The organism is Mycoplana azooxidifex (assembly GCF_014196765.1).
Classification (GTDB): Bacteria; Pseudomonadota; Alphaproteobacteria; order Rhizobiales; family Rhizobiaceae; genus Mycoplana; species Mycoplana azooxidifex.
Genome location: NZ_JACIEE010000016.1, coordinates 1 through 25,011, shown reverse-complemented (window position 1 = coordinate 25,011; position 25,011 = coordinate 1). Strand labels below are relative to the sequence as shown.

The window sequence follows — 25,011 nt, the reverse complement described above, 5'->3', positions numbered from 1 at the left end:
CCGTCCCCCTAGCGGTCCAGCCGCGGATTGTTGAGATCGCGCAGACGGTCGCCGAGCAGGTTCATGGCGACGATCATCACCAGCAGCACGATGCCCGGGTAGATGCTGATCCAGTATTTTTGCGAGAAGATGAATTCGTAACCGCTGGCGATCAGCATGCCCAGCGACGGCCGCGTCAGCGGCAGTCCGACACCGAGGAAGCTCAGCGAGGATTCCATCGAGATCGCCGCCGCGATATTCAGCGTGAAGAGGACGATGATTTGCGGCATGCAGTTCGGCAGTACATGGCGCAGCATGATACGCACCGGCGACAGGCGCAGGCAGCGGGCCGCCTCGACATACTCCTTGCCGAGTTCGCTGATGGCGAAGGATCGGGCCGTTCGGGCATAGTACGACCATTGCACGATGACGACGGCGAGGACAACCTTGCTGACCCCGTTACCAAGAATAGCGAGGATCGCGAGACCGACGAGCAGCGCCGGAAGACCGAGCATGAAATCCACGGCACGCATGATGACAGCGTCCGCAACGCCTCCCCGCCAGGCTGCGAGCAGCCCGAGCGCCGTTCCGAGCACCATGGCGGCCCCGGCCGCGACCAACCCGACGTACACGCTGATGCGGATGCCGTAAAGGATGGCCGACAGCATGTCGCGACCGAAATTGTCGGTTCCGAGCCGGAAGACGAAACCGGTCTCCTGCTCCAGTGACTTCGCGATCGCAAGCAGGGTCAGGCCTGCCGGCAAGGGACCGGCCGAGGTGATCCTGGCCTGATTGCTATCCGGATTGTCGAGCGTCCACCAGGGCTGGATCGGGTGCTTCCTCCCGCCCTCGACAGTCGCCCCGGCCGGCAGGTTACGGACCTGCAGGCTGGCGAGCTTCGCGTCCGGGGGCTCGACGCCGACGGCCAGACAGTTCGGCCCGCAGGGCGAGGCGACAATGGAAAGCCTGGTCGGGGTCGGTGATGCCGGCTGGACAGAGGCGGTGCCACCATCGACGCGGATATTGGCGCGGACCTCTTCCCCCGGCAGCATCCGCTTCGAGCCGGTCGGCTTCAAGGCATCGGAGAGCTGCAGTTGTGTCAGGTCGTAGGGGTCCGTCGGCGCCAGCAGCGGCGCGAACACGGCGCAGACGATGAAGAGAACGCTGACCGCCAGACTGATGACGGCAGAGCGGCTTTCGGCAAAGCGCCGCGCGAAATCCTGGAAGTCGGCGATGTTCATGATTCACGCCGCCTCAAAACGGATTTGACGCGCGGGTCGATGGCCATGTGCAGGATGTCGACGAGAAAGTTGATGGCGATGAAAAGCAGCGCCGTATAGGTGAGCTGCGCGACGATCATCGGCCTGTCGAGCACCTTGATCGAGTTGATCAGGAGCTTGCCGAGCCCCGGCCAGGAGAACACCGTCTCGGTGATCACGCCGTAGGCAAGCAGGTTGCCGAGCTCGATGCCCGTGACGGTGACGAGTGGCACCAGCGCGTTGCGGAGGATATGGCCGATCACCACCTTCCGGTTCCTCACCCCCTTGGCATAGGCGAACTTGACGAAGTCGAGCCGACAGATCTCCATCGTCGCCGCGCGTGTTACCCGCATCAGGAGCGACATCTTCAGCAGCGCCAGGCTGAAGGCCGGCATGATGACGTGCGACCAGCCGTCGAGCGTCCAGAGGCTGGAGGTGATGCCGAAATGGGTCGCCAGTTGGCCGCGATCACCCACCGGCAGGATCGGCAGCGCGATCCCGAAGGCGACGATCAGGAGCATGCCCTGCCAGAAGGTGGGGATACTGATGCCGACCAGCGAGAAGGCCATGATGCCGCGGCCCAGCGGCGACTGCGGCCTCAGTCCGGCATAGAGGCCGGCAGGTATGGAAATGCTGACGGCGAGGACGAAGGCAACGAGGCCGAGCTCCAGGCTGGCCGGCAGGCGCTGCAGCAGAATGCCGACCACCGGTTCCTTGTAGACGAACGACGTCCCCCAGTCGCCCCGGACCGCATTGCCGAGAAAGGTCAGGTATTGCTCCCAGAGCGGCTTGTCGAGGCCGAGGGCCACGATCGCCGCCAGGCGGTCGGCTTCGGACGCTTCCGAAGAGATCAGGATATCCACCGGGTTGCCGATCAGCCGGACGCCGACGAACAACACGATCGACAGGATCAGCACGACGATCACGCTTTGCACCAGACGCTGCAGCACGAAAGAGAACATCAGCGGCCGGCCTTCAGGTAAGCATTGATATTGCGCTGCTCGACGGTCGGACGGGACCCTGCGGCGATATCCTGGACCAGGGCTCCGAAGTGCAACGCATATTCGGCGCAGAGGCCGCCGGCGCTGCCGGCTTCCAGGTGTGCCTCGATGGCCGCCCGGATCGTCGCACCACCCGGTAGCCGCGCCAGTTCTTCCAGGAAGGGTGCCTCGCCGCCGGCTGCGGCAATGGCGGCTTCGTGGACGAGTTCGTGGCCCTTGTGCTTGCCGACCGTTCCGCCGAGCTGCATCATCGCGAATTCGCCGAAGATCGCCCCGCGCGACAAATCCAGGTTGATCCGCATCCGCTCCTCGTCGACATAGAGATTGCGCACCAGAAGCTCGGTCCGCACGAGGATTTCGGAAACGGCGACCATCACCTCCGCCAGTCCGTCCTCGAACATCTGGTTGGCGCTGCCGTCCGACTCGAACGGCCGGTGGGCACTCGCCATCAGCATCCCGGCACTGGAATAGAGCTTGTTGCTGTTGGCGATGATCCCGTAGCAGAGGATCGGGTTGATCTTCTGCGGCATGGTGGAAGAGCCGATCGAACCTTCGACGCGGCCTTCGTGCAGTTCGCCATACTCCTCCGACGACGTCTGGTAGGTTTCCTCCGCGATCTTGTGGCAGATCGACGCCATCAGCGTCAGCGCGTTGACGTACTCGCACATATGCGTGCGGATCGCGCGGGACGGGATGGTCATCTCGCCCATGCCGAGGAGGGCTGCCACCCGCGACTGGAAGGCCGGCCCATGCCTGCCGAGCGCCGAGAAGCAGCCGACGGCACCTCCGCTCATCACTGTGAATGCCCGCGCCTCGGCTTCCTTGATCCGGTCCAGGGCCTGCAGGAATTCATCGATCCAGACCGCGACCTTGAAGCCGAAGGTGATCGGCACGGCATGCCGGTAATGCGTGCGCCCGGCCATGATCGTATTGGCATGGACACGCGCATGGCGGCCGAGATGGCGCAGAATGTCTGCAAGGAAGCCGTCGATTATGACCTGGGCGCGTTTGGCGAGCAGCATCAGCCCCGTCTGGATGACGTTCTGCGTCGTGATGCCCCAGTGAACGAAACCGCCGTGCTCAGGACCGCAGAGCCGCACAAGCTCATTGATCAGCGGCATCAACGGGTGACGGGTTTTCCGGTACCCCTCATCCAGACGCTCCATGTCGAGCAATTCGTACCGGCAGTGTTCCACGATCACCTTTGCCGAGGCGTCCGGGATCATCTGCAGTTCGCCCTGGGCCTGGGAAACGGCACGCTCGACATCCAGGAAAGCCTGGTACATGCCCGCCGGCGCAAATGCATCCCGCAGACCCCGGTAGTCATACTGCGACGTCAAAGCGTTGTTGAAGTCGGTACCCATCTTGCTTCTGCTTTCATGTATAGCGGCAAGGCCGGCTCGGAATCCCGGCCTTGCCGGCACGGCCTCATTCGGGACGCGCGGTATAGAAAATGTTGGTCAGGTTGGCGTTCGCGTCGTAGTGGACGCCGTTGCGCACGCCCCAGACGCCGAACTCGTGATAGAGCGGCACGTAGCCGTCATCCTTCTGGACCTGGGCTACGGCCGAGCGGAGCAGTTCTTCCCGCTTGGCGTCGTCGAGTGTCCCCTGCGCGTCTTCGAGCGCCTTGTCGGTGATCTCGCTGGAATATCGCCCGCGGTTCGCGCCGCCCCAGCCCTTTTCCGGATTGCGGGTACCGGCCAGGTTGATCATCTGGCTCAAGCCTTCACCGGTATCGGCGGCCGCACCTGCGAGATAGAGGCTGTATTCGTAGGCGCTGGCCTTGGTGAAGTAGATGCTGAAGGGGAAGGTCTCCAGCGTAACGTTCAACCCGATCTGCGATAGCATGGCGGTGATGGCCTGAGCCACCTGCGCGCCGTTGATATAGCGGTCGCTTGGAGCGTTCAGCGTCAACGAGAAGCCATTCGGATATCCGGCCTCGGCCAGCAGGCGCTTGGCCTCGGCGGGATCATAGGGATAGGGCTGCAGGCTCGGGTCATGACCGAAGACGCCATCGACGACGACCTGGCTTGCCGGCAGCGCCATGCCGCCCATAACGGTCTCGGCGATCTCGTCGCGATTGATGGCAAGGTTGAGCGCCTTGCGGACGCGCGGATCGAGGAACGGATTCTTGCCGTCCGTCCCGGAGACCTTCGGCGTCGGCTCCTGCCCCTGGTCGGGCAAGAGGAAGACCACCAGCGTCGAAGGCATGGAGGCGAGATGATGCGAGCCGGAGGACTGGATGCTCTCGAGGCTGTTGATCGGAACGGCATTGATGACGTCCACCGAGCCACCGAGCAGTGCGGCGATGCGGGCGCTGTTGTCCGGCAGCGACTTGACCACAACCGTCTCGTAGCCCGCGGGCGTTCCGTAGTAGTCCGGGTTGCGTTCAAGCTCGATCTCGACGTCGGGTGTGAATTTCTTGACGCGATAGTGGCCGATACCGGCGGATGTCTTGCCGCTGTTGAAATCGCCCGTCGCCAGCCAATTGTCATTGCCGCAATCCGTCTCGTCATAGGTGAGCGTGCGACCAGTCGGGTTTTCGACGATGCCGATAAAGCTGAGGTTGCGCAAAAGGTTCGGGTCCGGCTTCTTGGTGGCGATCTCGATCCTGCCGTCACCGGCATCCGTGATGCTGCCGATCGTCGAGATGAAGCTGCTGAACAGGCCCGGGCTGTTCGGGACGTTGCGCACCCGGCAGAGCGAGTAGACCACGTCGTCGGCGCCGAGCGGTTCGCCGCTGTCGAATTTCGCCGTGGGCTCCAGCGTGATGACCCACTTGGTGTCGCCCTGGATTTCCCACGACTGCGCCAGGCGCGGCTCGACGTTGCCGGTGACACCGTTCGCGTAGACGAGCGCATCGGAGATGTTTTCACGCAGATCGAAATTGTAGCCGGCGCGGTGGAAATGGGGATCGACCGAGGTCGCAAGCGCGGAAAGCCCGACGCGCAACTGCTCCGCGGAAGCTGCGGCGGGTGCCAGTGAGGTCGATGCGGCCAGCGCCAGACCGAGATATGCCGGTGACAATTTCTTCATTGGTTCTCCTCCCAATATTTCGGCGGGACCGTACCGTCCTATCGCCCGCGGAAAAATCGAAACTTTCTGGATTCGATTGAGTTTTTCTCAATTGAACGATAGAGGTTGCGTCGGGAGGAGTACGTTATGCAGACGAGGCGCAGGGATCTGCCGCCGATGACCTCGCTGCCGGTCTTCGAGGCGGTCGGCCGGCACATGAGCATTGCGAAGGCGGCGGACGAGCTCTGCCTGACGCCGGGCGCCGTCAGCCGACAGATCCAGAATCTCGAAGCCTTCCTGGGCTGCGACCTTTTTGAACGCATGCACAGGAAGATCGCCCTGACCCCCGCTGGCGAAGTCTATTGGGCGAAGATCCACGCATCGCTCGGCCAGATTCGCGCTGTCACCGGCGACCTCTCGGTGAGTGTCGATCAGAAGCCGCTGATCATCGGCAGTCCGCGCGTATTCCTGCAGAAATGCATTATGCCGGCGCTCGGCACACTTTATGGCCGCCATCCCGAGATCGTGGTGAAATTCGTTACCGGCGGGCAGGATACGGAGGGGTTGGACGGTCTGATCTATGTGGGCGAAGCGGCCAGCAGGAGGGGGTTTTTCTGCGAGACGCTGGCCCATGCCGACCTCACGCCGGTCTGTAGCCCGGCTTATCTGCGTCGCGCACCGCCACTCGATACGCCGGATCAACTGGAGCGGCATGTCCTCCTGCGATCGGCCGAATTCACCCGCAACTGGGAACGCTGGCTTGGGGCGCGCGCGCCGCGGATATTCGCCAACACGCGCTTCATCGACCTGGAGAGCTCGGGCCTTGAGTTGACGGCAGCGGTCGAGGGCCTCGGAATCGCAATCGTCCGGCAGAAACTGGTGAGGCAGGAACTGGCCGACGGCCAGTTGGTGTCGCTTTTCGACGAACACATGGTTCGCGAGCACTATGTGTTCATGTTCGCCGAAGCGAAACTTCGTTCACAGAGCTTCCGCGACCTGCGCACCTGGCTGAAGGACGCAGTCTCACCACCACGGAGCCCTCAAAAAGACAACTGACCCGCGTCAGCGGCAGCAGTATCAAGCAACCGGCTCCGAACGGCGAAAACGAAAGCCGGCTCGAGATCCCTGTTTCCTCTCAGAACTTGTAACCAACACGCAGTGCGCCGCCGTGGCTGGTATAGGTATCGGAGAACGCACCCTGGTAGTTGAGGCGCAGACTGAAGCCATTGTCGTTCGCGAGGTCGACTCCCGCGCTCAGTCGACCGACCACCTCGGCCAGAGGCACCTCGCTGTCGAAGACGCCGACCCCGGCCGGCGCACTGGCCAGCCGGGCGGATGTGTCCCAGCTGTCAGCGCTGCTGAAGCTTACGCCTGTGGCCGCGAAAGCCCGCATGACGGTCGTCTCGCTCAGATTGACGCGCGTGCCGATCTCAATCGCCGGGGTGGCGTGGAGGCTCCACTGGCCGGTGCCGTCGATCAGGAGGTCCAGCATGCCGGCCCCCGACTCGCGATAGCCGCTGGCACGCGAATAGATGAGGTCGAAGTCCACCAGCGGCCGCACATAGTAGGCGTCCTGCGAAAAAGTATAGGCAGCGCGCAGCCGGGCGCTGACATTGTAGACCGACGGATCGCCCTCCGCCTGACCGGCGAAGCCCGGAATCCGGATCGTGCGCGTGTTGTCGTACCAGCCATAGCTACCGGCAACGGCGCCCGACAGGAGCCAGGGGCCAGTCTCATGCTTCAACGAAGCGCCGGCATAGAGGACGTCGCCGTCGGCGCTGACGCGGCCGTCGTCGCCGCGAATGGCGCTGCGGTCGTAGCCGCCGGCGAAGCCGACGAACCAGTCGGGCGACACCTCGACCTGGCCCCCGGCCTGCAGAGAGTAGGTCGTGGTGCCGAAACCCGAGACGCCGTCGCTGGCCTTCTGATTGAGCCTCTGCGCCCCTGCCTGGCTCCACACGCACTCCGTCTCGGTCAGGAACGCGGTGTCGGCGGCAAACATCGGGCAGCTGAGCAGCAGGTCGAGATGCTGCTGTGTCGTGACGATACTGCCGGCCGCGGCCGCGCCCGCGACACCGGGCGACATGTCGGACAGGGCCGACCCATAATCACCAGGATCGCCGTCGGCGAGTGAGCCGAGCGTGCCGAACAGCGTGCCGAAGGGGCCGCCGCCGGCATCCCAGATCTCCTGCAGGTGGCCGGCGACGTTGTCCTGATCCTTGCTCAGCGCAAAGCCGGGCTCGGCGAAGTGTGCCGAATCCGCCGAAAGCGACAGCGCGTTTCCGGCCTGGGTCATCGCGTAGTCGAAGATCGCCGACTGGCCGCTCAACGAATGCTCCAGAGTACCCTCCGCCGTAAGGAAAGGCATGCTGATGCCGGGCAAGACGCTTTCGGCGCTCACTGTGAACTTGCCGGCGAGTGCTGCATCGCCGTCGACGATCAGGCGATCCATGCGGAAACCGGCGAAGTCGGCGTTGATCGCCAGCACGCCGTCCACGCTCTGCGCGAGGTCGCCGGTGATTCTCGTGGCGTCGATAGCCCCCGCCCCCCCCACCGCCAGCCGGCCATGATTGACCACGTCAGCCTCGTAGACCTCCGCGTCGCTCAACAAGCCACCCGCCTCATTGACAACGGAGACAGCCATGTCGCGGCCGATGCGAGCCATCTTCGCCATTTTGGCGTCGGGGGTGGTTGCCCCTTTGACACTGCCGCTGATGATACCGGCATTGTTAACCGTCAGCGTGCTGCCTGGGGGTGCGTTCACGCCCTCGCCATATTGAACCGCGACGCCCGAAGCCGCCGAGACCATGCCGCCAGAATTGACGGTCACCACGTTGTTCTGCCCGCCCGAGACCCAGATACCGGCGCCGTTGTCGCCGGAGCCGCCGGTGACGGAACCATCAACGGTCACATTGACCGTGCCGTTGTTGCTCGTGCCCGCATCGCTCTGTGCGAATATGCCGATCGAGTCCTTGCCGGTCGCCTGGATTTCTCTGCCGGCATCGAGGGTGACCGTCACATCGCCGCTTTTACCGGCCGATGAGAGATTGCCGTTCGAACCGATGAAAGCACTGGTCGCGTTGCCGCCGAAGCCGCCGCCGCCGCCGATCGATTGCGCCAGCACGCCGAAGGAATAGTCGCCATCCGTGAAGATGCCACCGTCGACGGTGACGGAAACATCGTCGCCGTCACCGTAGTTTCCGGGGCTGCTGCCTTTGAAGGAGAGCGGCGCGCCCGAGGCGGTGCCGCCGATGCCGCCGCCGCCGCCGATCGATTGGGCAACGATGCCATGGGCGGCGATGCCGCGCGTATGGACGGTGCTCTGGCTCGTCAGGTCGACCGTGACGGCGCCGCCGTTTATCGTGCCACCACCGGCGCCGCCTACCACGAGGGACCCGATGCTGTCGGCTTCGCCGGCACCGCCGATGCCGCCGCCGCCGCCGATCGACTGCGCGACGAGACCGAACGCACGATCGCCGGAGGTGTTGAGCGTGGTGCCGATGGTGAGATCGACCTCGCCGCCACTGCCGCCGATACCGCCGCTGCCGCCGACGGTGAGGTCGATCGCGTGGCTGTCTTTATCTTCGGCCGCCGCGCTGCTTCCGCCGCCGCCGACACCGCCACCGCCTCCGATCGACTGTGCGACGATTCCATGCGCGTCGTCGCCGCTCGTCGACATGTTGATCCAGCCCTGCGCCGTAACGGTCCCGCCCGAACCACCGGAGCCGCCGCTGCCGCCGAAGCCGCCGCCGACGGTGATCTTGCCCGCCGCCTGGTCGGAACCGTCGCCGCCCTGGCCGCCGCCGCCGCCGATCGACTGCAGCAGCACGCCATAGGCGCTGTAACCCGCGGTATTGATGCTGTTGCCGTGGCTGTCGTCGAAGGTGATGTCGACCGCGCCGCCATTGCCGCCCGCACCGCCGCTGCCGCCGACACCCACGGTGATGTTGGCTGTCGCCTGGCTGCCGGACGCGGTGGAGGTACCGCCGGCACCGCCGCCACCGCCGATCGATTGGGCGACGATGCCGTCGGCCCAGTCGCCCGTGGTGTTGATGCGGCCGGCATGCGTCAGCGTGACCGTGTTGCCATTGGCGGCCGTGCCGCCGGTACCGCCGTCGTCGATGGTGGCGCCGACACTGACATTGAAGCAGTAGCCGGATTCACCATCGCCGTCGTCGCTGGAGCAATCGCTCTCGCCATCGTCGTCCAGCGGTTCGGAATCGTCGGAACTGGCCTGCCCCACCGAGCCGCCCAACCCGCCGCCGCCGCCGATCGACTGCGCAAGGACCCCGTCCGCATCCGCGCCAACGGTCGCGATATTGCCTGCGGTGGTGACGTTGACCGTGCCGGCCGAACCGCCACTGCCGCCGGTCCGGCCAACAGAAACGCCAACAGACGCGGAGAAAGCGCCGCTACCTTCTTCGGCCTCCTCGGCCTCCTCGCCGCCCGGCAGGCTGGCGCTGGCCGACAGCCCCACACTGACGCCCTGCGAAGTGCCGCCGCCGCCGCCGATCGACTGGACGATCACGCCGCGCGCGCCGGACCCGCTGGTCTGCAGGCTGGTGCCGCTGTCGAGGTCCACAGTCGTGGTTCCACCGCTGGCGCCGCCGCTGCCCGAGCCGCCGACCCCGACATTCGCCGCCAGGTTGAAGCCGCTGCCGATCTGCTTGCTGTTGACGCTGCCGACGCCGCCATTGCCGCCACCGCCACCGATCGATTGGACCACGATCGCATTGGCATAGTCGTCGGCCGTCCTCACCGAGGCGCTGTCCTCGAGAGCGACCGTGACGGTACCACCATTGCCACCACTGCCGCCCGCGCCGCCGACCGAGACGCCGATGTCGGCGCTGACGGTGTCCACGGTGCCGGCGGTCGCGGCCATCGACGACGCACTGCCGCCATTGCCGCCGCCGCCGCCGATCGATTGCGCCACGAGGCCATGCGACGAAGCGCCTTTCGTGGAGACCGCGGTGCCGCCGTCCAGGGTCAGCGACACGTCGCCGGCGGAATAGGTCGATCCGCCGCTGCCGCCGACCGCCGTGGAGACGCTCATCGCCAGGGAGACGTCTTCGCCGGTCGGCACCGCCACGGTGAGCGCATCGGCAACCGACGAACCACCGTTGCCGCCACCGCCGCTGATCGACTGAGCGAGCACGCCGATGGCGTCGGTCACATCGCCGCCCTCCTGGCCGGTGCTGATGGTGCTATCGGTCAGGTCTACGGCGACATCGCCGCCGGCGCCGCCGGAACCACCGCTGCCGCCGACAGCCACCGAGGCCGTGAAGCCGATACCTGCCGAATAGGAGCTGGCGGAACCGCCAGTGCCGCCGCCGCCGCCGATCGACTGCGCCACGATGCCCGCGGCGTGCGAGCCTTGGGTCGTCAGGGCCAGGCCGTCAAAGCCGACGGTCACGGTGTTTGCGTAGCCGCCACCGCCGCCGCCGCCGCCAACCTGGAAGCTGCCGAGCCCGGCATCGCCGCCCGTGGCGTTGCCGCCATTGCCGCCGCCGCCGCCGACCGACTGCGCAAGTATGCCGAGCGCACCGGAGCCCGCGGTCGTGATGGTGACGGCCTGCGGCGTCCCGGAGCCTGCGGAACAGTCACTGCTGGAATTTTCATTGGTGACGCAGGCCCATCCGCCGCTGCCACCGCCCGAGGCGGTGCCGCCGACACCCACTGACGGAACCCCGACCGACATGTCGATCACGTTGCCGCCATTGCCGCCGCCGCCGCCGATCGACTGCGCCATGATCCCATGCGCCATCTCGCCCTGCGTGGTGATCGAGCCACCGTTCAGCAACACGTCGGCATGGCCGCCAGCGCCGCCGGCGCCACCGGAGCCGCCAACGGTCGCGATGCCCTTCGCACCGCCGCCGGTGCCGCCGCCGCCACCGATCGATTGCGATATGATGCCGATCGCCGCGTCGCCGGCCGTGCTGATGGCGCCCGAGCTCTGGACCTCGGCGTCGCCGGCGAAGTTGCCGGAGCCGCCGGAACCCCCGATCGACAATATGCCGCCGTCCGTACCGGCGGCGCCGCCGCCGCCGGTGATCGACTGCGCGACGATGCCGTGGGCCGAATAGCCGGAGGTGGTGATCGCGCCGGCATTCTGGACGCTGGCCGTCCCGGAAGCCCCGCCATTGCCGCCGTCGCCGCCCAGTTCGAGCGTCAACCCGTCGGCGATGCCGCCCGTGCCGCCGCTGCCGCCGATCGACTGCACCAGGACGCCGTAGGAATGCCCGCCCGAGGTGGCGATCGCCGCGCTGTTGTTGACTATGGCCGTGTTGCCACTGCCGCCATTGCCGCCATTGCCTGCGCCGCCGCCGAGCACGTCGGTGAAGTTGCCGCCGGTGCCGCCACCGCCGCCGATGGAATGCAGGGTGATGGCGGCCGAGTAGTCACCGCTCGTCGTGATCCTGGAAGCCCCGTTCGTAAAGGCGCCTACGCTGCCGGCATTGCCGCCATAGCCGCCCCCGCCGCTGGTGCCGACAACGGCCGTGTCGTCGCCGCCATTGCCGCCCTGGCCGCCGATGCTCTGACCCAGCAGGCCGTAGGCGTAGCTGCCATCGGTCTCGACGCCGCCGCCGGACAGGTTCAACTGGATCTGGCCACCGCTTCCGCCGCGGCCGCCAGAGCTGTCCTTCTCGCCGTCTTCGCCGTCGCCACCGCGGCCACCCTGGCTCAATGCAATCACGCCGCCAAGATAATCGCCCTGGGTCGAAATGGTGCCCGAATGGACCGTCACGGTCGTCGCGGCTATTCCACTGGCGGGCTTGCCGCCCTCGCCGCCGGCGCCCGCGACGTTGGAACTCCAGCCGTCGCCGCCATCGCCACCCTGTGTGACCGCAACGACGCCACCTGACAGGTCAGTCACCTTGCCGGTGGCGACGATTCTCATGTCGGCGTGTGTGTCGACATTTATGACCGAGCCGCCTCCGCCGACACCGCCTTCATCGGAACTGTCTTGAGAGGCCGTGCCGTTGCTGCCCTGGCTCAGCGCATAGATGCCGCGCACGCTGTCGGCGTCGTTCGCGTAGATGCCGATCGCGCCCGTGGCTGTATTGCCGGAGGAACCGTTTGCGATATCGATGAAGCCGCCCGCGCCACCCGCGCCGTTGTCGTGGCCGCCCTGTTGGCCGGTGGATTCGGCGGCGAGGCCCCAGACATAGTCCAGTCCGCTCAGCGGGTTGGACCCGCTGCCCAGATTCACCTGCCCGGTGTTGGTGATGTTGATGGTGCCGCCGCTGCCGCCACTGCCGCCGACCTGGTCGCCCGCCGCACCGCTGTTCTGTTCACCGCCGCTGCCGCCCTTGCTCACGGCAAAGATGCCGGCCATGCCTCTGGCTGTATTCGAGTTGAGCGATTCCACGGTCAGCATCCCGTAGTTGGTGATCGCTATCGCGCCTCCTGCCCCGCCGGCGCCGCCGCTGGACTTGTAGTTGTCGTTGTCCGTATCCCCCGAACCGCCGAAGCTCGTTGCCGAAATCAAGCTGCCGATCGAGCCTGGATCTGTCGAGGTCGTCAGGGTTATGGGGCCGTAACTGGTGATCGTCACGCCGCCCCCGGCGCCAGCGCTTCCCTCGTCGACGCCGGCGCCGCCCATTGTGTATGTCATGATGACACCGCCGGCGGAGTCCCACGGCATGGTGTAAGGGAGGCTGGCGCCGGCCGTATACGACGCGTTGGTGTCGATCGTTATGGTCGATCCGGGGTCACCGTCCTTCTCGTCGTCGTGATCGACGCCACTGTCGCCCCAACAGGCGGACCACGTATATCCGTAGTCAACCTGGCCAATTGTCTGGGTTGGACTTCCATTGCAGCCTGCGTGCGCATCGCCGGCCACGACCGCGCCGCCGAGGCCCAAGGCCAACACGATCAGCACATGCGGTACGTTACGGCTGGGAACGTATGCTTCCTGGCCGAAGCCCATGGATGAATGCTTCATGCGATGAGCCCTTAAAATATGGGAGCAAGCGAGCCCAGGTCGTCGCATGCGCAATCTGCGTGCGACAGGCTCCCCTCCAGCCGGAAAAAATGTCAGGTCACTACGGCGCAGACGGTAAGGCAAAAGATGCCGGAGAATCTACCGAACAAAACTGTTCAATTCTGACAAAAACCTGCATCGCCATGCCCGGCACGGGTCGCCGTCATTTTCATTGTGCTTGCAGTTCCCTACACGAGATCAGGCGAGTTGCGCCGATGGTGTCCCTGTGCACACTCTCAGGAATGCTGGACCTCAAGACAGTGCTGGTCGTCGACCTGGCGACCGCCAGTTTGCAGGCGGTCGCCTGGATTTTTGTCTGGCTGGCCTGGCGCCATCTCTACGAACTGAAATTTCTCGCAGCAGGATATACTGCCATCGCCATCGGGCTTCTCCTGATGATCCTGAGAAGCGAGCAGCCGACGGCATGGTCCATCGTGCTGCACAACACGATCATCAAGCTCGGCCTGGTCTTGCTCGCCGAAGGTCTGGCGCGCTTCCTGGGGCAGCCACGCTATACCTGGGTTGGTATCTCGCTACTTGCCTTTCAGGTCGTGGCCTGGAGTATCGCTGTCACGTTCGATCCGGGCAATCTTGCCATCCGCGTCCACACATCGACCCTCTTTACGGTGATCATGATGTCGGTGATGTGCGTGGCGCTCCTGCGGGACCGGACGCAGCCCCGGCTGTTGCGCTGGATCACGATGGCAGTGCTGGGCGAATACATGGCAGCCAGCATCGTTCACAGCGCGATCGAGTTCTGGTTTCCGGCCGCCCCTCAGGACATCATGGTGCTCAACAACCGCAATGCCTGGTACCTGTTGCAGGGAACCCTGTTTTTGATCGCGCTGTTCGCCTGCCTGCTCTTCATGGTCAGTTCACGACTTTCTGAGGCCGTGCGCGAGAAGAACGAAGCCTTGTCGCGGGAAGTGCTGGAACGGCGGAGGCTGGAAAACCAGCTGAGTGCCAGCCTCGAGGCCGAACGTGCCCTTCGCGAGGAGCAGGCCGACTTCATGCGCATTGTCAGTCACGAGTTTCGCACCCCGCTGGCGGTCATTCGCAACGCGGTCGACATGATCGGCCTTGTCGGCGACAAATCGCGGGACGCGACAAAGGAACGGCTCGCCGGCATTGGCGAGGCACTCGACCGGCTGTTCTCCCTGATCGAACGCTTCATGACGAACGACGGCGACAACCACTTTCGACCGGAATCGATGCAGATCGCATCTCTCATCGCCGACGTGCAACTGCACTTCGAGATGACCGGGCGAGGTGAACGCTTGCTCTTCAGGACGGAGGGTGAAGCCATCTCGACCATTGCCGATCCCGACATGCTGGCAACCGTCATCATCAATCTGATCGACAACGCGCTCAAATATTCGCCCGAGGATCAGCCCATTCATATTGATGGCCGGTCCGAATTCGGCCTCGTCGTGATCAAGGTCCGTGATCGCGGTATCGGCATACCGAAAGCCGAGATGCACAAGATCGGCCGCCGATTCTTCCGGGCCTCCAACGCCAAGGCCGGAAGCGGAACAGGGCTTGGCCTGTACTCGTCCCGTCAGCTTCTGGCGTATCATGGCGGCACGTTGGACTTGCTCGCCAATGAAGGAGGGGGAACGACGGCCGTGGCACGCGTGCCATTGCTGCGGGAGACGACGGAGCCAGCACAGCTAGAGCATTTCCGGTGAAAACGGGATCACCTTCAATGCTCTATCTTTTTGTTTTTACGCAATTCCGGACGCAAAACCGTTGCCCACTTTTGCTGGAATTGCTCTAGGGGAGATTATGAATTGACGCGCGTTTTGATCGTCGAGGACGAACAGCGGCTGCTCAAGGATCTGGTCGACTTCCTGGGGCTGTGCGGTTTCACCGCCGAAGGCGTTGCGACAGCAGAAGGCCTGCGTCGGGTGCTGGATGATCATGAACCACCTGACGTCATCATCCTCGATGTCGGCTTGCCCGACGGCAACGGGTTCGAGCTGGCCAGCGAAATCCGCGGGGCCCATCGCTGCGGCATCATCATGCTCACGGCTCTTGGCGAAAGTGACGACCGTATCCGAGGCTTTGAAAGCGGCGCTGACATCTATCTGGTCAAACACAGTACCTTGCGGGAGATCGAAGCCGCGATCCGCAGCCTGCTGCGGCGAACAGGGGATCAAGTGGATGTCGCCGACGGCGCTGGAGACAAGTGGGTATTGGACAGCCGAAACTGGATCCTCACTGCGCCGAACCAGCGCTCGCTCAAGCTGACCGCGACCGAGTTCGCACTCGTGAGTGCGCTCTGCAAAGATGGCGGTGGCATTTGCGAGCGCGAGAAGCTGGCGGAGACGATTGCCCGCCCCAGAGCCCACTTCGACAACCGGCATCTGGATGCTGTCGTCAGTCGCCTTCGTCGCAAGATCGGCGAACAGACCAACCTGCACGTGCCGATCAAGGTGGTTTATGGCGTCGGCTATACGTTCACGGCACCTGCGGTCGTGCAATGATCATCCGACGGAAGCGTAGGAAGCGATAGCGTCGCCATCGTCGTCGCCCGAACCTGGTCACTGTTGTAGGCTCGCACCGATCCGGCCGACGTTTGTTCAGGACGATCGGTTCCACCGCCGTCAACATCGTGAACGTCTTCTCGGTCATTCGAGCGTATCGCTGCCGAAGGGTTGGAAGCCGAACCGGCTGTAGCAGCCGCCAGGGCTGTCGATGGTGACGCCATGGATGGGTGGGTCCGAACTGCAGAACGTGGTGGACGACGGCAAGCCCGGCTTCATGGATGGCAAAGCGCCAGCGCAGGTCAGATGGCACCGGCGCACGATTCAGCCGGATGCCATCCTCGAGATCCTTGTAGGCAACGGCGCGCGTTCATGGCGTCAACGGAAGTGCTCGACTTGATCGAGCGTCAGTTCACCCCGGTCAGTTGCGCGCGCTACCAGGCCGGAAACGGATCTTCAAGCGTGAACCAGTGCTGCGGATCCACGCTGGCGAGACAGTCGTCTAACGCGACACGGACGCCTGCCTCGTCCATGCCCACACCGATAAACACGAGTTCCTGTCGACGATCGCCCCAGGTGCTGTCCCATTGGCTTTCCAGACGCTGACGAAATTGCGGATGGCTCGGCCAGTCTTGCCGGGGAACAGCCGCCCACCACAGTCCCGCGGGTTCGCAACGCCGCTGCACACCGGCGGCCGACATCAGACCCACATGTTGCGGGCGCGTGGCAAGCCAGAAATGGCCCTTGGCGCGAATAACGCCCGGCCAGGGCTCGTCCAGGAACGCGCGAAATCGCATGGGATCAAAGGGACGCCTTGTGCGGTACACAAAGCTCGACACCCCATACTCCTTTGTCTCTGGAACATGCGCACCTGGGCTGTACAGTTCTTTGTGCCACAACGGGTGCGCAGCCGCTTTTGCCTCATCGAATAGGCCGGTATTGAGCGCGGTTGCGAGAGGAATCTTGCCGAAATCCACCTCCACCTGACGCGCATCCGGGTTGAGTGCAGCGACCACCTTGCGGACCTCGGCGCGCGTTTCCTCGGCTGTGTCCGAGATCTTGTTGATCACCACAACATCCGCAAATTCGATTTGATCAACCAATAGGTCAATAAGTGTCCGCCGGTCCTCACTGTCCCGCTGTAGACCACGGTCACGGAGCAGGTCGGCGCTACTATAGTCAGCCAACAGGCTCGCGGCATCGACCACGGTAATCATCGTGTCAAGTTTGGCAAAGTCGGATAGCGAGACCCCGTTCTCGTCGCGGAAGGAAAACGTTGCCGCGATAGGGCGTGGCTCGGCAATGCCCGTCCCCTCGATCAACAGATAGTCGTATCGCCCTTCCTCGGCCAGTCGCCGCACTTCCGCCAAGAGGTCATCGCGCAAAGTGCAGCATATGCAGCCATTGCTCAGCTCAACCAATGTCTCCGTCGTATGCGACAGGTTGCAGCCGCCGTCTCGAATGAGACTGGCGTCTATGTTCACCTCGCTCATGTCGTTGACAATGACGGCGACCCGCAGACCCTCGCGATTGGTCAGCACATGGCTTAGAAGCGTTGTCTTTCCAGCGCCGAGAAAACCGGCGAACACAGTTACCGGCAGCCTTTCTGCCCCGTCCATCGGCACCCCTTCCCGATCGTCCCCACGATAGGACTTGGCTTGGTGTTAGCCGCATCCAATGGCTGCACGTCACCATGTCCCATACATCATGCGGCGAGCTGCGGCCGAAAGACCACGTCGGCCGAGTAGTTCGCTGAATCGTAAGTGCTCGTCGGGAATATGCCCGTCGAGGCGGAACCTCCGTAGGCATAGACACCGTTGCCACCGGCAGTGAGGCTCGACGGCGCCGTCAGCGGACCGTTGGTAACGGGATTGGCGAAGAACTTATTGGTGGCCACGTAGGCGCCGGTGGTGTGATAGGAGGCGATGTAAGTGGTGTTGGCGGCGATCGAAACGGGCGCCGAGAAGTTCACCGTCTGCCAGCCGCTCGCCGAGGTGTTGGTGAAGGTGGCCGTGGCGAGCTTGGTGCCGGTGGCGGTCCACAGGTCGACGACGTTCTGGCCGGTGTCGCTGGCGCTGCGATAGAACTTGATGGCCGTGATGTCACCGGCAACGTTCGACTGGAACTTGACGCCGAGCTCAAGTTGCTGGCCGTCGTTGAGGTTCGTCTGGGCCGGCGTGTTGGAGGCGCTGAACAGGCTGTAGGTCGTCGGCGCGGTCGACACGGCGATGTTGAAGGTCTCGCTGGCAGCGAGGCCGCCGAGATCGGTCGACGTAACCCGGATGCCGAGCGTGCCGGCATCGGCCGCCGTCGGCGTGCCGCTGAAGGTCCGCGTCGTGGCGTTGAAAGCCAGCCAGGCGGGCAGTGCCGCGCCGCTGGCAAGCGTTGCGGTGTAGGTGAGCGTGTCGCCGGTGTCGATATCGGTGAAGGTGTTGGCCGGCAGCGCCAGCGAGAAGGCGGTGCCGACAGTGGCGTTCTGGTTGGCGGTCCGGGTCGTGACCACCGGCGCGTCGTTGGCACCATGGACGGTGACCGTGAGATTGGCCGTGGCCGTGGCGCCGGCAGTGTCGCGCATGGTGTAGCTGAACGTCTCGGTCAGCGTGTTGGTCGACTGCCGCAGCGCCTGCACGGCAGCATTGGTCTCGTTGACGGTATAGGTGTAGGCACCCGCGGCATTGAGCACGAGGCTGCCATAGGTACCGTTCAGCGCCGTGCCGAGCGTGCCGGCCGTCGCACCGAAGCTAAACGCGGTGACGGTCTTGGTGTCGCCGGCATCCGGATCGGTGTCGTTGGCGAGCACGTTGCCGCTGGCGACCACGCCGCCCGTGCCGTTTGCAACGCCGCCCTTCTCGGTGGCGTCGCCCGTATCGGCAACCGCCGTCGGCACCGTGTTGTTCGACGACGTCGACACGGCGATGTTGAAGGTCTCGCTGGCAGCGAGGCCGCCGAGATCGGTCGACGTGACCCGGATGCCGAGCGTGCCGGCATCGGCCGCCGCCGGCGTGCCGCTGAAGGTCCGCGTCGTGGCGTTGAAAGCCAGCCAGGCGGGCAGTGCTGCGCCGCTGGCAAGCGTTGCGGTGTAGGTGAGCGTGTCGTCGGTGTCGATATCGGTGAAGGTGTTGGCCGGCAGCGCCAGCGAGAAGGCGGTGCCGACGGTGGCGTTCTGGTTGGCGGTCTGGGTCGTGACCACCGGCGCATCGTTGGCACCGTGGACCGTGACCGTGAGATTGGCCGTGGCCGTGGCGCCGGCAGTGTCGCGCATGGTGTAGCTGAACGTCTCGGTCAGCGTGTTGGTCGACTGCCGCAGCGCCTGCACGGCAGCATTGGTCTCGTTGACGGTATAGGTGTAGGCACCCGCGGCATTGAGCACGAGGCTGCCATAGGTACCGTTCAGCGCCGTGCCGAGCGTTCCGGCCGTCGCGCCGAAGCTGACCGCGGTGACGGCCTTGGTGTCGCCGGCATCCGGATCGGTGTCGTTGGCGAGCACGTTGCCGCTGGCGAGAGAACCGCCCGTGCCGTTGGCAACGCCGCCCTTCTCGGTGGCGTCGCCCGTATCGGCAACCGCCGTCGGCACCGTGTTGCTTGACGACGTCGGGCGGAAGACCACATCTGCCCAGTAATTTGCTGCCTGGTAGGTGGCGTTCGGGAAAATACCTGTCGTTGCGGATCCGCCATAACGGTAGACACCGTTGCCGCCGCCGGCGGCGCTGGACAGGGCCGTCAGCGGACCGTTGGTTACGCCGCTGGTGTAGAAATTATTGGTCGCCACGTAGGCGCCGGTGGTGTGGTAGGAGGCGATGTAAGTGGTGTTGGCGGCGATCGAAACGGGCGCCGAGAAGTTCACCGTCTGCCAGCCGCTCGCCGAGGTGTTGGTGAAGGTGGCCGTGGCGAGCTTGGTGCCGGTGGCGGTCCACAGGTCGACGACGTTCTGGCCGGTGTCGCTGGCGCTGCGATAGAACTTGATGGCCGTGATGTCACCGGCAACGTTCGACTGGAACTTGACGCCGAGCTCAAGTTGCTGGCCGTCGTTGAGGTTCGTCTGGGCTGGCGTGTTGGAGGCGCTGAACAGGCTGTAGGTCGTCGGCGCGGTCGACACGGCGATGTTGAAGGTCTCGCTGGCAGCGAGGCCGCCGAGATCGGTCGACGTAACCCGGATGCCGAGCGTGCCGGCATCGGCCGCCGTCGGCGTGCCGCTGAAGGTCCGCGTCGTGGCGTTGAAAGCCAGCCAGGCGGGCAGTGCCGCGCCGCTGGCAAGCGTTGCGGTGTAGGTGAGCGTGTCGCCGGTGTCGATATCGGTGAAGGTGTTGGCCGGCAGCGCCAGCGAGAAGGCGGTGCCGACAGTGGCGTTCTGGTTGGCGGTCTGGGTCGTGACCACCGGCGCGTCGTTGGCACCATGGACGGTGACCGTGAGATTGGCCGTGGCCGTGGCGCCGGCAGTGTCGCGCATGGTGTAGCTGAACGTCTCGGTCAGCGTGTTGGTCGACTGCCGCAGCGCCTGCACGGCAGCATTGGTCTCGTTGACGGTATAGGTGTAGGCACCCGCGGCATTGAGCACGAGGCTGCCATAGGTACCGTTCAGCGCCGTGCCGAGCGTGCCGGCCGTCGCACCGAAGCTAAACGCGGTGACGGTCTTGGTGTCGCCGGCATCCGGATCGGTGTCGTTGGCGAGCACGTTGCCGCTGGCGACCACGCCGCCCGTGCCGTTTGCAACGCCGCCCTTCTCGGTGGCGTCGCCCGTATCGGCAACCGCCGTCGGCACTGTGTTGTTCGACGACGTCGACACGGCGATGTTGAAGGTCTCACTGGCAGCGAGGCCGCCGAGATCGGTCGACGTGACCCGGATGCCGAGCGTGCCGGCATCGGCCGCCGCCGGCGTGCCGCTGAAGGTCCGCGTCGTGGCGTTGAAAGCCAGCCAGGCGGGCAGCGCCGCGCCGCTGGCAAGCGTTGCGGTGTAGGTGAGCGTGTCGTCGGTGTCGATATCGGTGAAGGTGTTGGCCGGCAGCGCCAGCGAGAAGGCGGTGCCGACGGTGGCGTTCTGGTTGGCGGTCTGGGTCGTGACCACCGGCGCATCGTTGGCACCGTGGACGGTGACCGTGAGATTGGCCGTGGCCGTGGCGCCGGCAGTGTCGCGCATGGTGTAGCTGAACGTCTCGGTCAGCGTGTTGGTCGACTGCCGCAGCGCCTGCACGGCAGCATTGGTCTCGTTGACGGTATAGGTGTAGGCCCCCGCGGCATTGAGCACGAGACTGCCATAGGCGCCGTTCAGCGCCGTGCCGAGCGTTCCGGCCGTCGCGCCGAAGCTGACCGCGGTGACGGCCTTGGTGTCGCCGGCATCCGGATCGGTGTCGTTGGCGAGCACGTTGCCGCTGGCGACCACGCCGCCCGTGCCGTTTGCAACGCCGCCCTTCTCGGTGGCATCACCCGTATCGGCAACCGCCGTCGGCACCGTGTTGTTCGAAGTCGATGGATTGAACATCACATCGACCCAGTAGTTTGTTGCTGAAAAAGTGCTGGTCGGGAACAGACTATTGGTGCCGTAAGCGTAGACACCGTTTCCACTCCCGAGCGCGGTCAGCGGCCCATTCGTCACATTCGATGTAAAGTAGTTGGTTGTCGTGGAGTAGCGGCCGGCATTGGTGTGGTAGGACGCCGTGTAGGTCTGTCCGGGCGTCAATGTCACCGGACTTGAGAAATACGCTGTCTGCCAACCACTGGCCGTCTCGTTGCTAAATGTGAGGGTTGCAAGTCGCGTCCCGGTGCTCGACCACAAGGAGCCGGTGTGGGTGCCGGTGTCCTGGCTACCCTTGTAGAAACGTATGCCGCTGACCGTACCAGCCACCGAGCTCTGGAACCGCACCCCGAGTTCGACGGCCGCGGAATCGTTGGTGTTGACGACTGCCGGTGTGGCGCCGCCCGGAAACAGCGATACGTAGCTTTGCCCGCTGACAGTGACCGTTCGTCCCGCCGAGGGCGTTTCCAGATTGATGCTGTCGTCCACGGCGCGCGAAAGGATCGCGTAAGTTCCCGCGGTCTGAGGAGACCACGTATAAGTCCAATTCTCGTCTCCTGCCACGGGATGCCAACTCTGCCCGTTGTCAGTCGAAATCTCGACGCCGGCGACGACCCCGCCGCCCGTATCGGTGGCTGTGCCGGTTATTGTGACCGTCGCCCCCGCCGCAACGGTGGCGGGCGCAGTGATACTGGAAGTTGGAGCGGTCTGATCGGTTGAAGCAACACCTTGGACGAGCCCAGATTGCAGCGTGCCCGGCTGGATGCCCATATCGGCAAGCAAATTGACCATAGCTTGCTGCACGCGGGGATCGGTCGGAGTCGACTGGAGGTCGTGATTGTCACTCAGGCCCCACGCCCAATAGACGGTTCCGGCGCCAAAGACGAGCGCGCCACTCGGCGCGCGGTAAAGGGTCAGATTGTGGGTCGAGACGCCGTTGCCGGTCGTGTTGCCGTAGTCGAGCAGATAGGTACTAACGGGAACCGTCGTCGATGACAGCTTAACGAGGCCGGCCGGGTCAAAGCCGTTATCAGACGCTTCGTCCCATTCGTAGCCGAGATAGTTCTTGGTGAGCGTGGCTGTCTGACCGGGCTGGAGGTTGGCAACGCTCGTGTTCCGCCAAAATCGGAGGTTGGCGTCGTCATAGGGAACTGTGATCGACTGCAAATTATTGCCGACATCGTCAACCTTGAACAACTGTCCGGTCAGGGAGTTCTCAGGGTTGCCTCCACCGACGGCGGGCGGGCTCAGTCGCGGGTCGCGGAAAGTCCCTGTCCACTCGTTGGAAGGATCGATGCTGGCGCTCGGCGACCAGGTTTCCTTATAAGAGATCAGCGAGCGATAGGGCTTGGCGTCACTGCTAAGGCTGTTACCCCAGCGGGTCCGCCAATAGACCTCGTTGCCGCTCCAGAATTGCAGATGAACGCCGGCATCACGCGCAGCCTCGACATTGGCCCGTTGTTGCCCCGACCAGTATTCATCGTGCCCAACGTCGAGATACATCTTGTGATTGAGCAACAAGTTGCCATAACGATCGGCATCGACCCCCGCCATGTACGAGACGTCGTAGCCGTTCTGTTCCAGCCAATAGATGCCCGCATACTCGGCGCCGAACAGGTAGTCCTGCGGTCCGGCGAAGGTGCCGACGCCGCCGCGCGTCGCAATGGGTCGATTGTAGCTGACGGCATAAGCGCGACCGGCGCCCTGCCCCGTCGCCGGGCCGTTGCCACCATAAAAGTTTGCCCCGCCCCAGCCATTGTATGCCTGCCAGGTCTGGTCGGCCGTCTGGAAAACAATGTCGCTGGTGCTGCTGTCGTCGCGGACGATGAACGGGATGTGGTTCTCGCCCAAGGTGCCGTCCTGACGCACCAGCTTGGCGATGTAGACGCCGGATACTGCGTCTTCGGGCACCGCCCACGACGCTGAAACCGCCCAGTTGCCGGCATCAACCATGCCGGTCGCTGCATCGCGCAGGGGTGCAGGCTGGTTCTGCAGACCTGTGTGCTGGAGTGTGGCCACCTTCCGGGCACCCATACCGCCATAATAGCCAAGCCGGTATATGTCGATTCGGTAGTTTGCGGAGTCGGTGTCGATTTTGAAACTGATCGTCTTGCCGTTGTCGACGCTGATGTCGGTCGCAAACCCCTCGATGTTCGAACTCCCGGCTCCGTCGATGCCCCACTCGCTCTCGGGATTGCCCTGCTTCTGGTTCTCCAGCACGATTGCGTTATTGACCGCTGCCGCGGTGACCAGATTCTCGGTCTCGCCCCTCTGCGGGACGGTCAGCGGCCTGGTAACCGAGCCGGAAAGGATGCCGACGCCTTTCGACGTACTAGTTCCCGTTCCGATCTCTCCGCCACCTGGGAGCGATCCATGCCATACCGGCGTCTCGGTCCAGTTTGCCGTGCCATTCCATCCGGAGAGAGGCGATACGTCGCGATCCAGCAGGGGGTCGCTGAACGAGGCCCCGATCGTTCCCTCGCCTGACGACACATGGTCCGGTCCATCATCGAGCCTGGTGCCCGGCAACTGTCCATCGGCGTCGAGCAGGCCGCCACCATGGGCCAAATCGAGAATCCGCGTGGGAGAGGTAAAGTAGCCGCATCCGCAGACGCCAAAGGGCATCCCGAACGAGAAAAACGAAGGAGACCCGGCAACGTGTGGCGTCCCCTGGGCCGAGGGGGCCGATTCAAGGATGACGACGTTTCCCCGAGCACCATGCCTGCTCGCCATCGAGGTGAAATCTCTCCCAGACACTGTCTGGGCAGGCCGCCTCGACAGAAACGGAGCCAGGGGATCATCGGCTGCAGCGCGGATGCCAGCGTGCGCGAAATTCCATGCATCGGCGAGCAGTTGACGCGTGGCCTTGTCGCCGCTTCGCATTCCTGCTTCGTAGATCGTTGCAAGGCTGTCGATCAATGATGACTGGGTGAATATCAATGATGGCTGGGTGACGCTGTTCACATCAGCGTGCACGTCACGGACCACCGCTCCCTGCTCATTGTCCTCTTTGCCGGGCACGGTGCCTTTGCCGGGACCGTCGACAGCCGCACCATCCACGGGCCTGCCAGTCGTTTGGACGGCTGGCGCGAGTTGAAAGTGACTATCCCCATAGGCCGCGTTGCGGAACTTTTCCTTTCGAAGGGCGGCAAACCACCAAGGGGCCCACGAATCCAGCAAAAATGAGCGAGAAGCCCACCGATTGGCTTTGCGATGCATGGCGTACCTCCCCGATCAAATCTGTGAGACCGCACCACGCGCGGATTATAGTCTAGAAAGGGCGAAATACATGTACACCATTGGAGCTAGATCGCGATTTACCTGAAGCGCATCCCGCGATTGATGAATCGATTCCGATGTGTGCTGGACAGTGCTTCAACATCCACCTTTGGAGGTCGATGTTGGCGAGAGCGCTGAGCAGCGATCTGCGGTCACGGGTTTTGAAGGCTTCGACCGATAGCCCGTCGGCACCTGCCGCAGAGTAGCGCTCCCCTTGGAAAAGGCCATCTCCCGTGGGGAACACATCAAAACCCGCTGGCGCGGATTCAAAATTGGATGAAACACCGCTGGCAGTTCACGAAAGCTTACGCGCCCTCCTGCTTCCACGCTACTTCCACGCCGAGTACAAACGCGAGCGCCGCCTCAGAGGGCGGCGTTCAAGCATTTGATATTGCGGTGGCGATTTGGTTGCGGGGGCAGGATTTGAACCTGCGGCCTTCAGGTTATGAGCCTGACGAGCTACCGGGCTGCTCCACCCCGCGTTAGTCTTGAGCGCCGG

The 25,011-nt window shown here is 64.2% G+C and carries 11 protein-coding genes and 1 tRNA gene; 3 read left to right on the top strand and 9 right to left on the bottom strand.

Features of this window, described 5'->3' with window-relative positions:
- Positions 1 to 8: 8 nt before the first annotated feature.
- The 4 genes from GGQ64_RS26460 to GGQ64_RS26445 all read right to left on the bottom strand — a co-directional run bounded on the left by GGQ64_RS26460 (position 9) and on the right by GGQ64_RS26445 (position 5,275).
- The gene (locus tag GGQ64_RS26460; protein WP_183808305.1) at positions 9 to 1,220 is read right to left on the bottom strand and encodes an ABC transporter permease; all 1,212 of its coding nucleotides are present in this window, start codon (positions 1,218 to 1,220) and stop codon (positions 9 to 11) included.
- Positions 1,217 to 2,200 carry an ABC transporter permease gene (locus GGQ64_RS26455; protein WP_183808304.1) on the bottom strand — a complete coding sequence of 328 codons (984 nt, stop codon included), beginning with the start codon at positions 2,198 to 2,200 and terminating at the stop codon, positions 1,217 to 1,219. Before GGQ64_RS26455 ends, GGQ64_RS26460 begins: the two co-directional genes overlap by 4 nt.
- The gene (locus GGQ64_RS26450; protein WP_183808303.1) at positions 2,200 to 3,603 is read right to left on the bottom strand and encodes a class-II fumarase/aspartase family protein; all 1,404 of its coding nucleotides are present in this window, start codon (positions 3,601 to 3,603) and stop codon (positions 2,200 to 2,202) included. Before GGQ64_RS26450 ends, GGQ64_RS26455 begins: the two co-directional genes overlap by 1 nt.
- A gap of 64 nt (positions 3,604 to 3,667) precedes the next feature.
- Positions 3,668 to 5,275, bottom strand: a complete 1,608-nt coding sequence (locus GGQ64_RS26445; protein ID WP_183808302.1) for an ABC transporter substrate-binding protein — start codon at positions 5,273 to 5,275, stop codon at positions 3,668 to 3,670.
- A gap of 156 nt (positions 5,276 to 5,431) precedes the next feature.
- Here GGQ64_RS26445 and GGQ64_RS26440 point away from each other — a divergent pair, with 156 nt between their 5' ends.
- On the top strand, positions 5,432 to 6,310 hold the full coding sequence (locus GGQ64_RS26440; RefSeq protein ID WP_183808301.1) for a LysR substrate-binding domain-containing protein: 879 nt from the start codon (positions 5,432 to 5,434) through the stop codon (positions 6,308 to 6,310).
- 79 nt (positions 6,311 to 6,389) lie between these two features.
- Here the strand turns inward: GGQ64_RS26440 and GGQ64_RS28145 are convergent, their stop codons facing one another.
- Positions 6,390 to 13,199 carry an autotransporter outer membrane beta-barrel domain-containing protein gene (locus GGQ64_RS28145; RefSeq protein WP_281380617.1) on the bottom strand — a complete coding sequence of 2,270 codons (6,810 nt, stop codon included), beginning with the start codon at positions 13,197 to 13,199 and terminating at the stop codon, positions 6,390 to 6,392.
- Positions 13,200 to 13,480: 281 nt separating this feature from the next.
- Here GGQ64_RS28145 and GGQ64_RS26430 point away from each other — a divergent pair, with 281 nt between their 5' ends.
- Together GGQ64_RS26430 and GGQ64_RS26425 are read left to right on the top strand one after the other, a co-directional pair.
- Positions 13,481 to 14,926, top strand: a complete 1,446-nt coding sequence (locus GGQ64_RS26430; protein WP_246422958.1) for a sensor histidine kinase — start codon at positions 13,481 to 13,483, stop codon at positions 14,924 to 14,926.
- Between the two features lie 102 nt (positions 14,927 to 15,028).
- Positions 15,029 to 15,724 (top strand): response regulator transcription factor, encoded by a 696-nt coding sequence (locus tag GGQ64_RS26425; RefSeq protein WP_183808300.1) that lies wholly within the window; start codon positions 15,029 to 15,031, stop codon positions 15,722 to 15,724.
- A 144-nt stretch (positions 15,725 to 15,868) separates the two neighbouring features.
- Here GGQ64_RS26425 and GGQ64_RS28140 read toward each other — a convergent pair whose 3' ends face one another.
- The 4 genes from GGQ64_RS28140 to GGQ64_RS26410 all read right to left on the bottom strand — a co-directional run bounded on the left by GGQ64_RS28140 (position 15,869) and on the right by GGQ64_RS26410 (position 24,994).
- Positions 15,869 to 16,003, bottom strand: coding sequence for a hypothetical protein (locus GGQ64_RS28140; RefSeq protein ID WP_281380616.1), 135 nt, complete (start codon positions 16,001 to 16,003; stop codon positions 15,869 to 15,871).
- 155 nt (positions 16,004 to 16,158) lie between these two features.
- Complete coding sequence (locus GGQ64_RS26420) at positions 16,159 to 17,343, bottom strand: GTP-binding protein (protein WP_183808299.1); 1,185 nt, start codon at positions 17,341 to 17,343, stop codon at positions 16,159 to 16,161.
- A gap of 86 nt (positions 17,344 to 17,429) precedes the next feature.
- Positions 17,430 to 24,452, bottom strand: coding sequence for a DUF4082 domain-containing protein (locus tag GGQ64_RS26415; protein WP_183808298.1), 7,023 nt, complete (start codon positions 24,450 to 24,452; stop codon positions 17,430 to 17,432).
- A 465-nt stretch (positions 24,453 to 24,917) separates the two neighbouring features.
- A tRNA-Met gene (locus GGQ64_RS26410) sits at positions 24,918 to 24,994 on the bottom strand.
- Between the last annotated feature and the right edge of the window lie 17 nt (positions 24,995 to 25,011).

What these genes read in the sequence shown, in the direction of transcription:
- GGQ64_RS26460 (WP_183808305.1), bottom strand. Translation starts at nt 1,220, where the DNA reads ATGAACATCGCCGACTTCCAGGATTTCGCGCGGCGCTTTGCCGAAAGC.
- GGQ64_RS26455 (WP_183808304.1), bottom strand. Translation starts at nt 2,200, where the DNA reads ATGTTCTCTTTCGTGCTGCAGCGTCTGGTGCAAAGCGTGATCGTCGTG.
- GGQ64_RS26450 (WP_183808303.1), bottom strand. Translation starts at nt 3,603, where the DNA reads ATGGGTACCGACTTCAACAACGCTTTGACGTCGCAGTATGACTACCGG.
- GGQ64_RS26445 (WP_183808302.1), bottom strand. Translation starts at nt 5,275, where the DNA reads ATGAAGAAATTGTCACCGGCATATCTCGGTCTGGCGCTGGCCGCATCG.
- GGQ64_RS26440 (WP_183808301.1), top strand. Translation starts at nt 5,432, where the DNA reads ATGACCTCGCTGCCGGTCTTCGAGGCGGTCGGCCGGCACATGAGCATT.
- GGQ64_RS28145 (WP_281380617.1), bottom strand. Translation starts at nt 13,199, where the DNA reads ATGAAGCATTCATCCATGGGCTTCGGCCAGGAAGCATACGTTCCCAGC.
- GGQ64_RS26430 (WP_246422958.1), top strand. Translation starts at nt 13,481, where the DNA reads ATGCTGGACCTCAAGACAGTGCTGGTCGTCGACCTGGCGACCGCCAGT.
- GGQ64_RS28140 (WP_281380616.1), bottom strand. Translation starts at nt 16,003, where the DNA reads ATGAAGCCGGGCTTGCCGTCGTCCACCACGTTCTGCAGTTCGGACCCA.
- GGQ64_RS26420 (WP_183808299.1), bottom strand. Translation starts at nt 17,343, where the DNA reads ATGGACGGGGCAGAAAGGCTGCCGGTAACTGTGTTCGCCGGTTTTCTC.
- GGQ64_RS26415 (WP_183808298.1), bottom strand. Translation starts at nt 24,452, where the DNA reads ATGCATCGCAAAGCCAATCGGTGGGCTTCTCGCTCATTTTTGCTGGAT.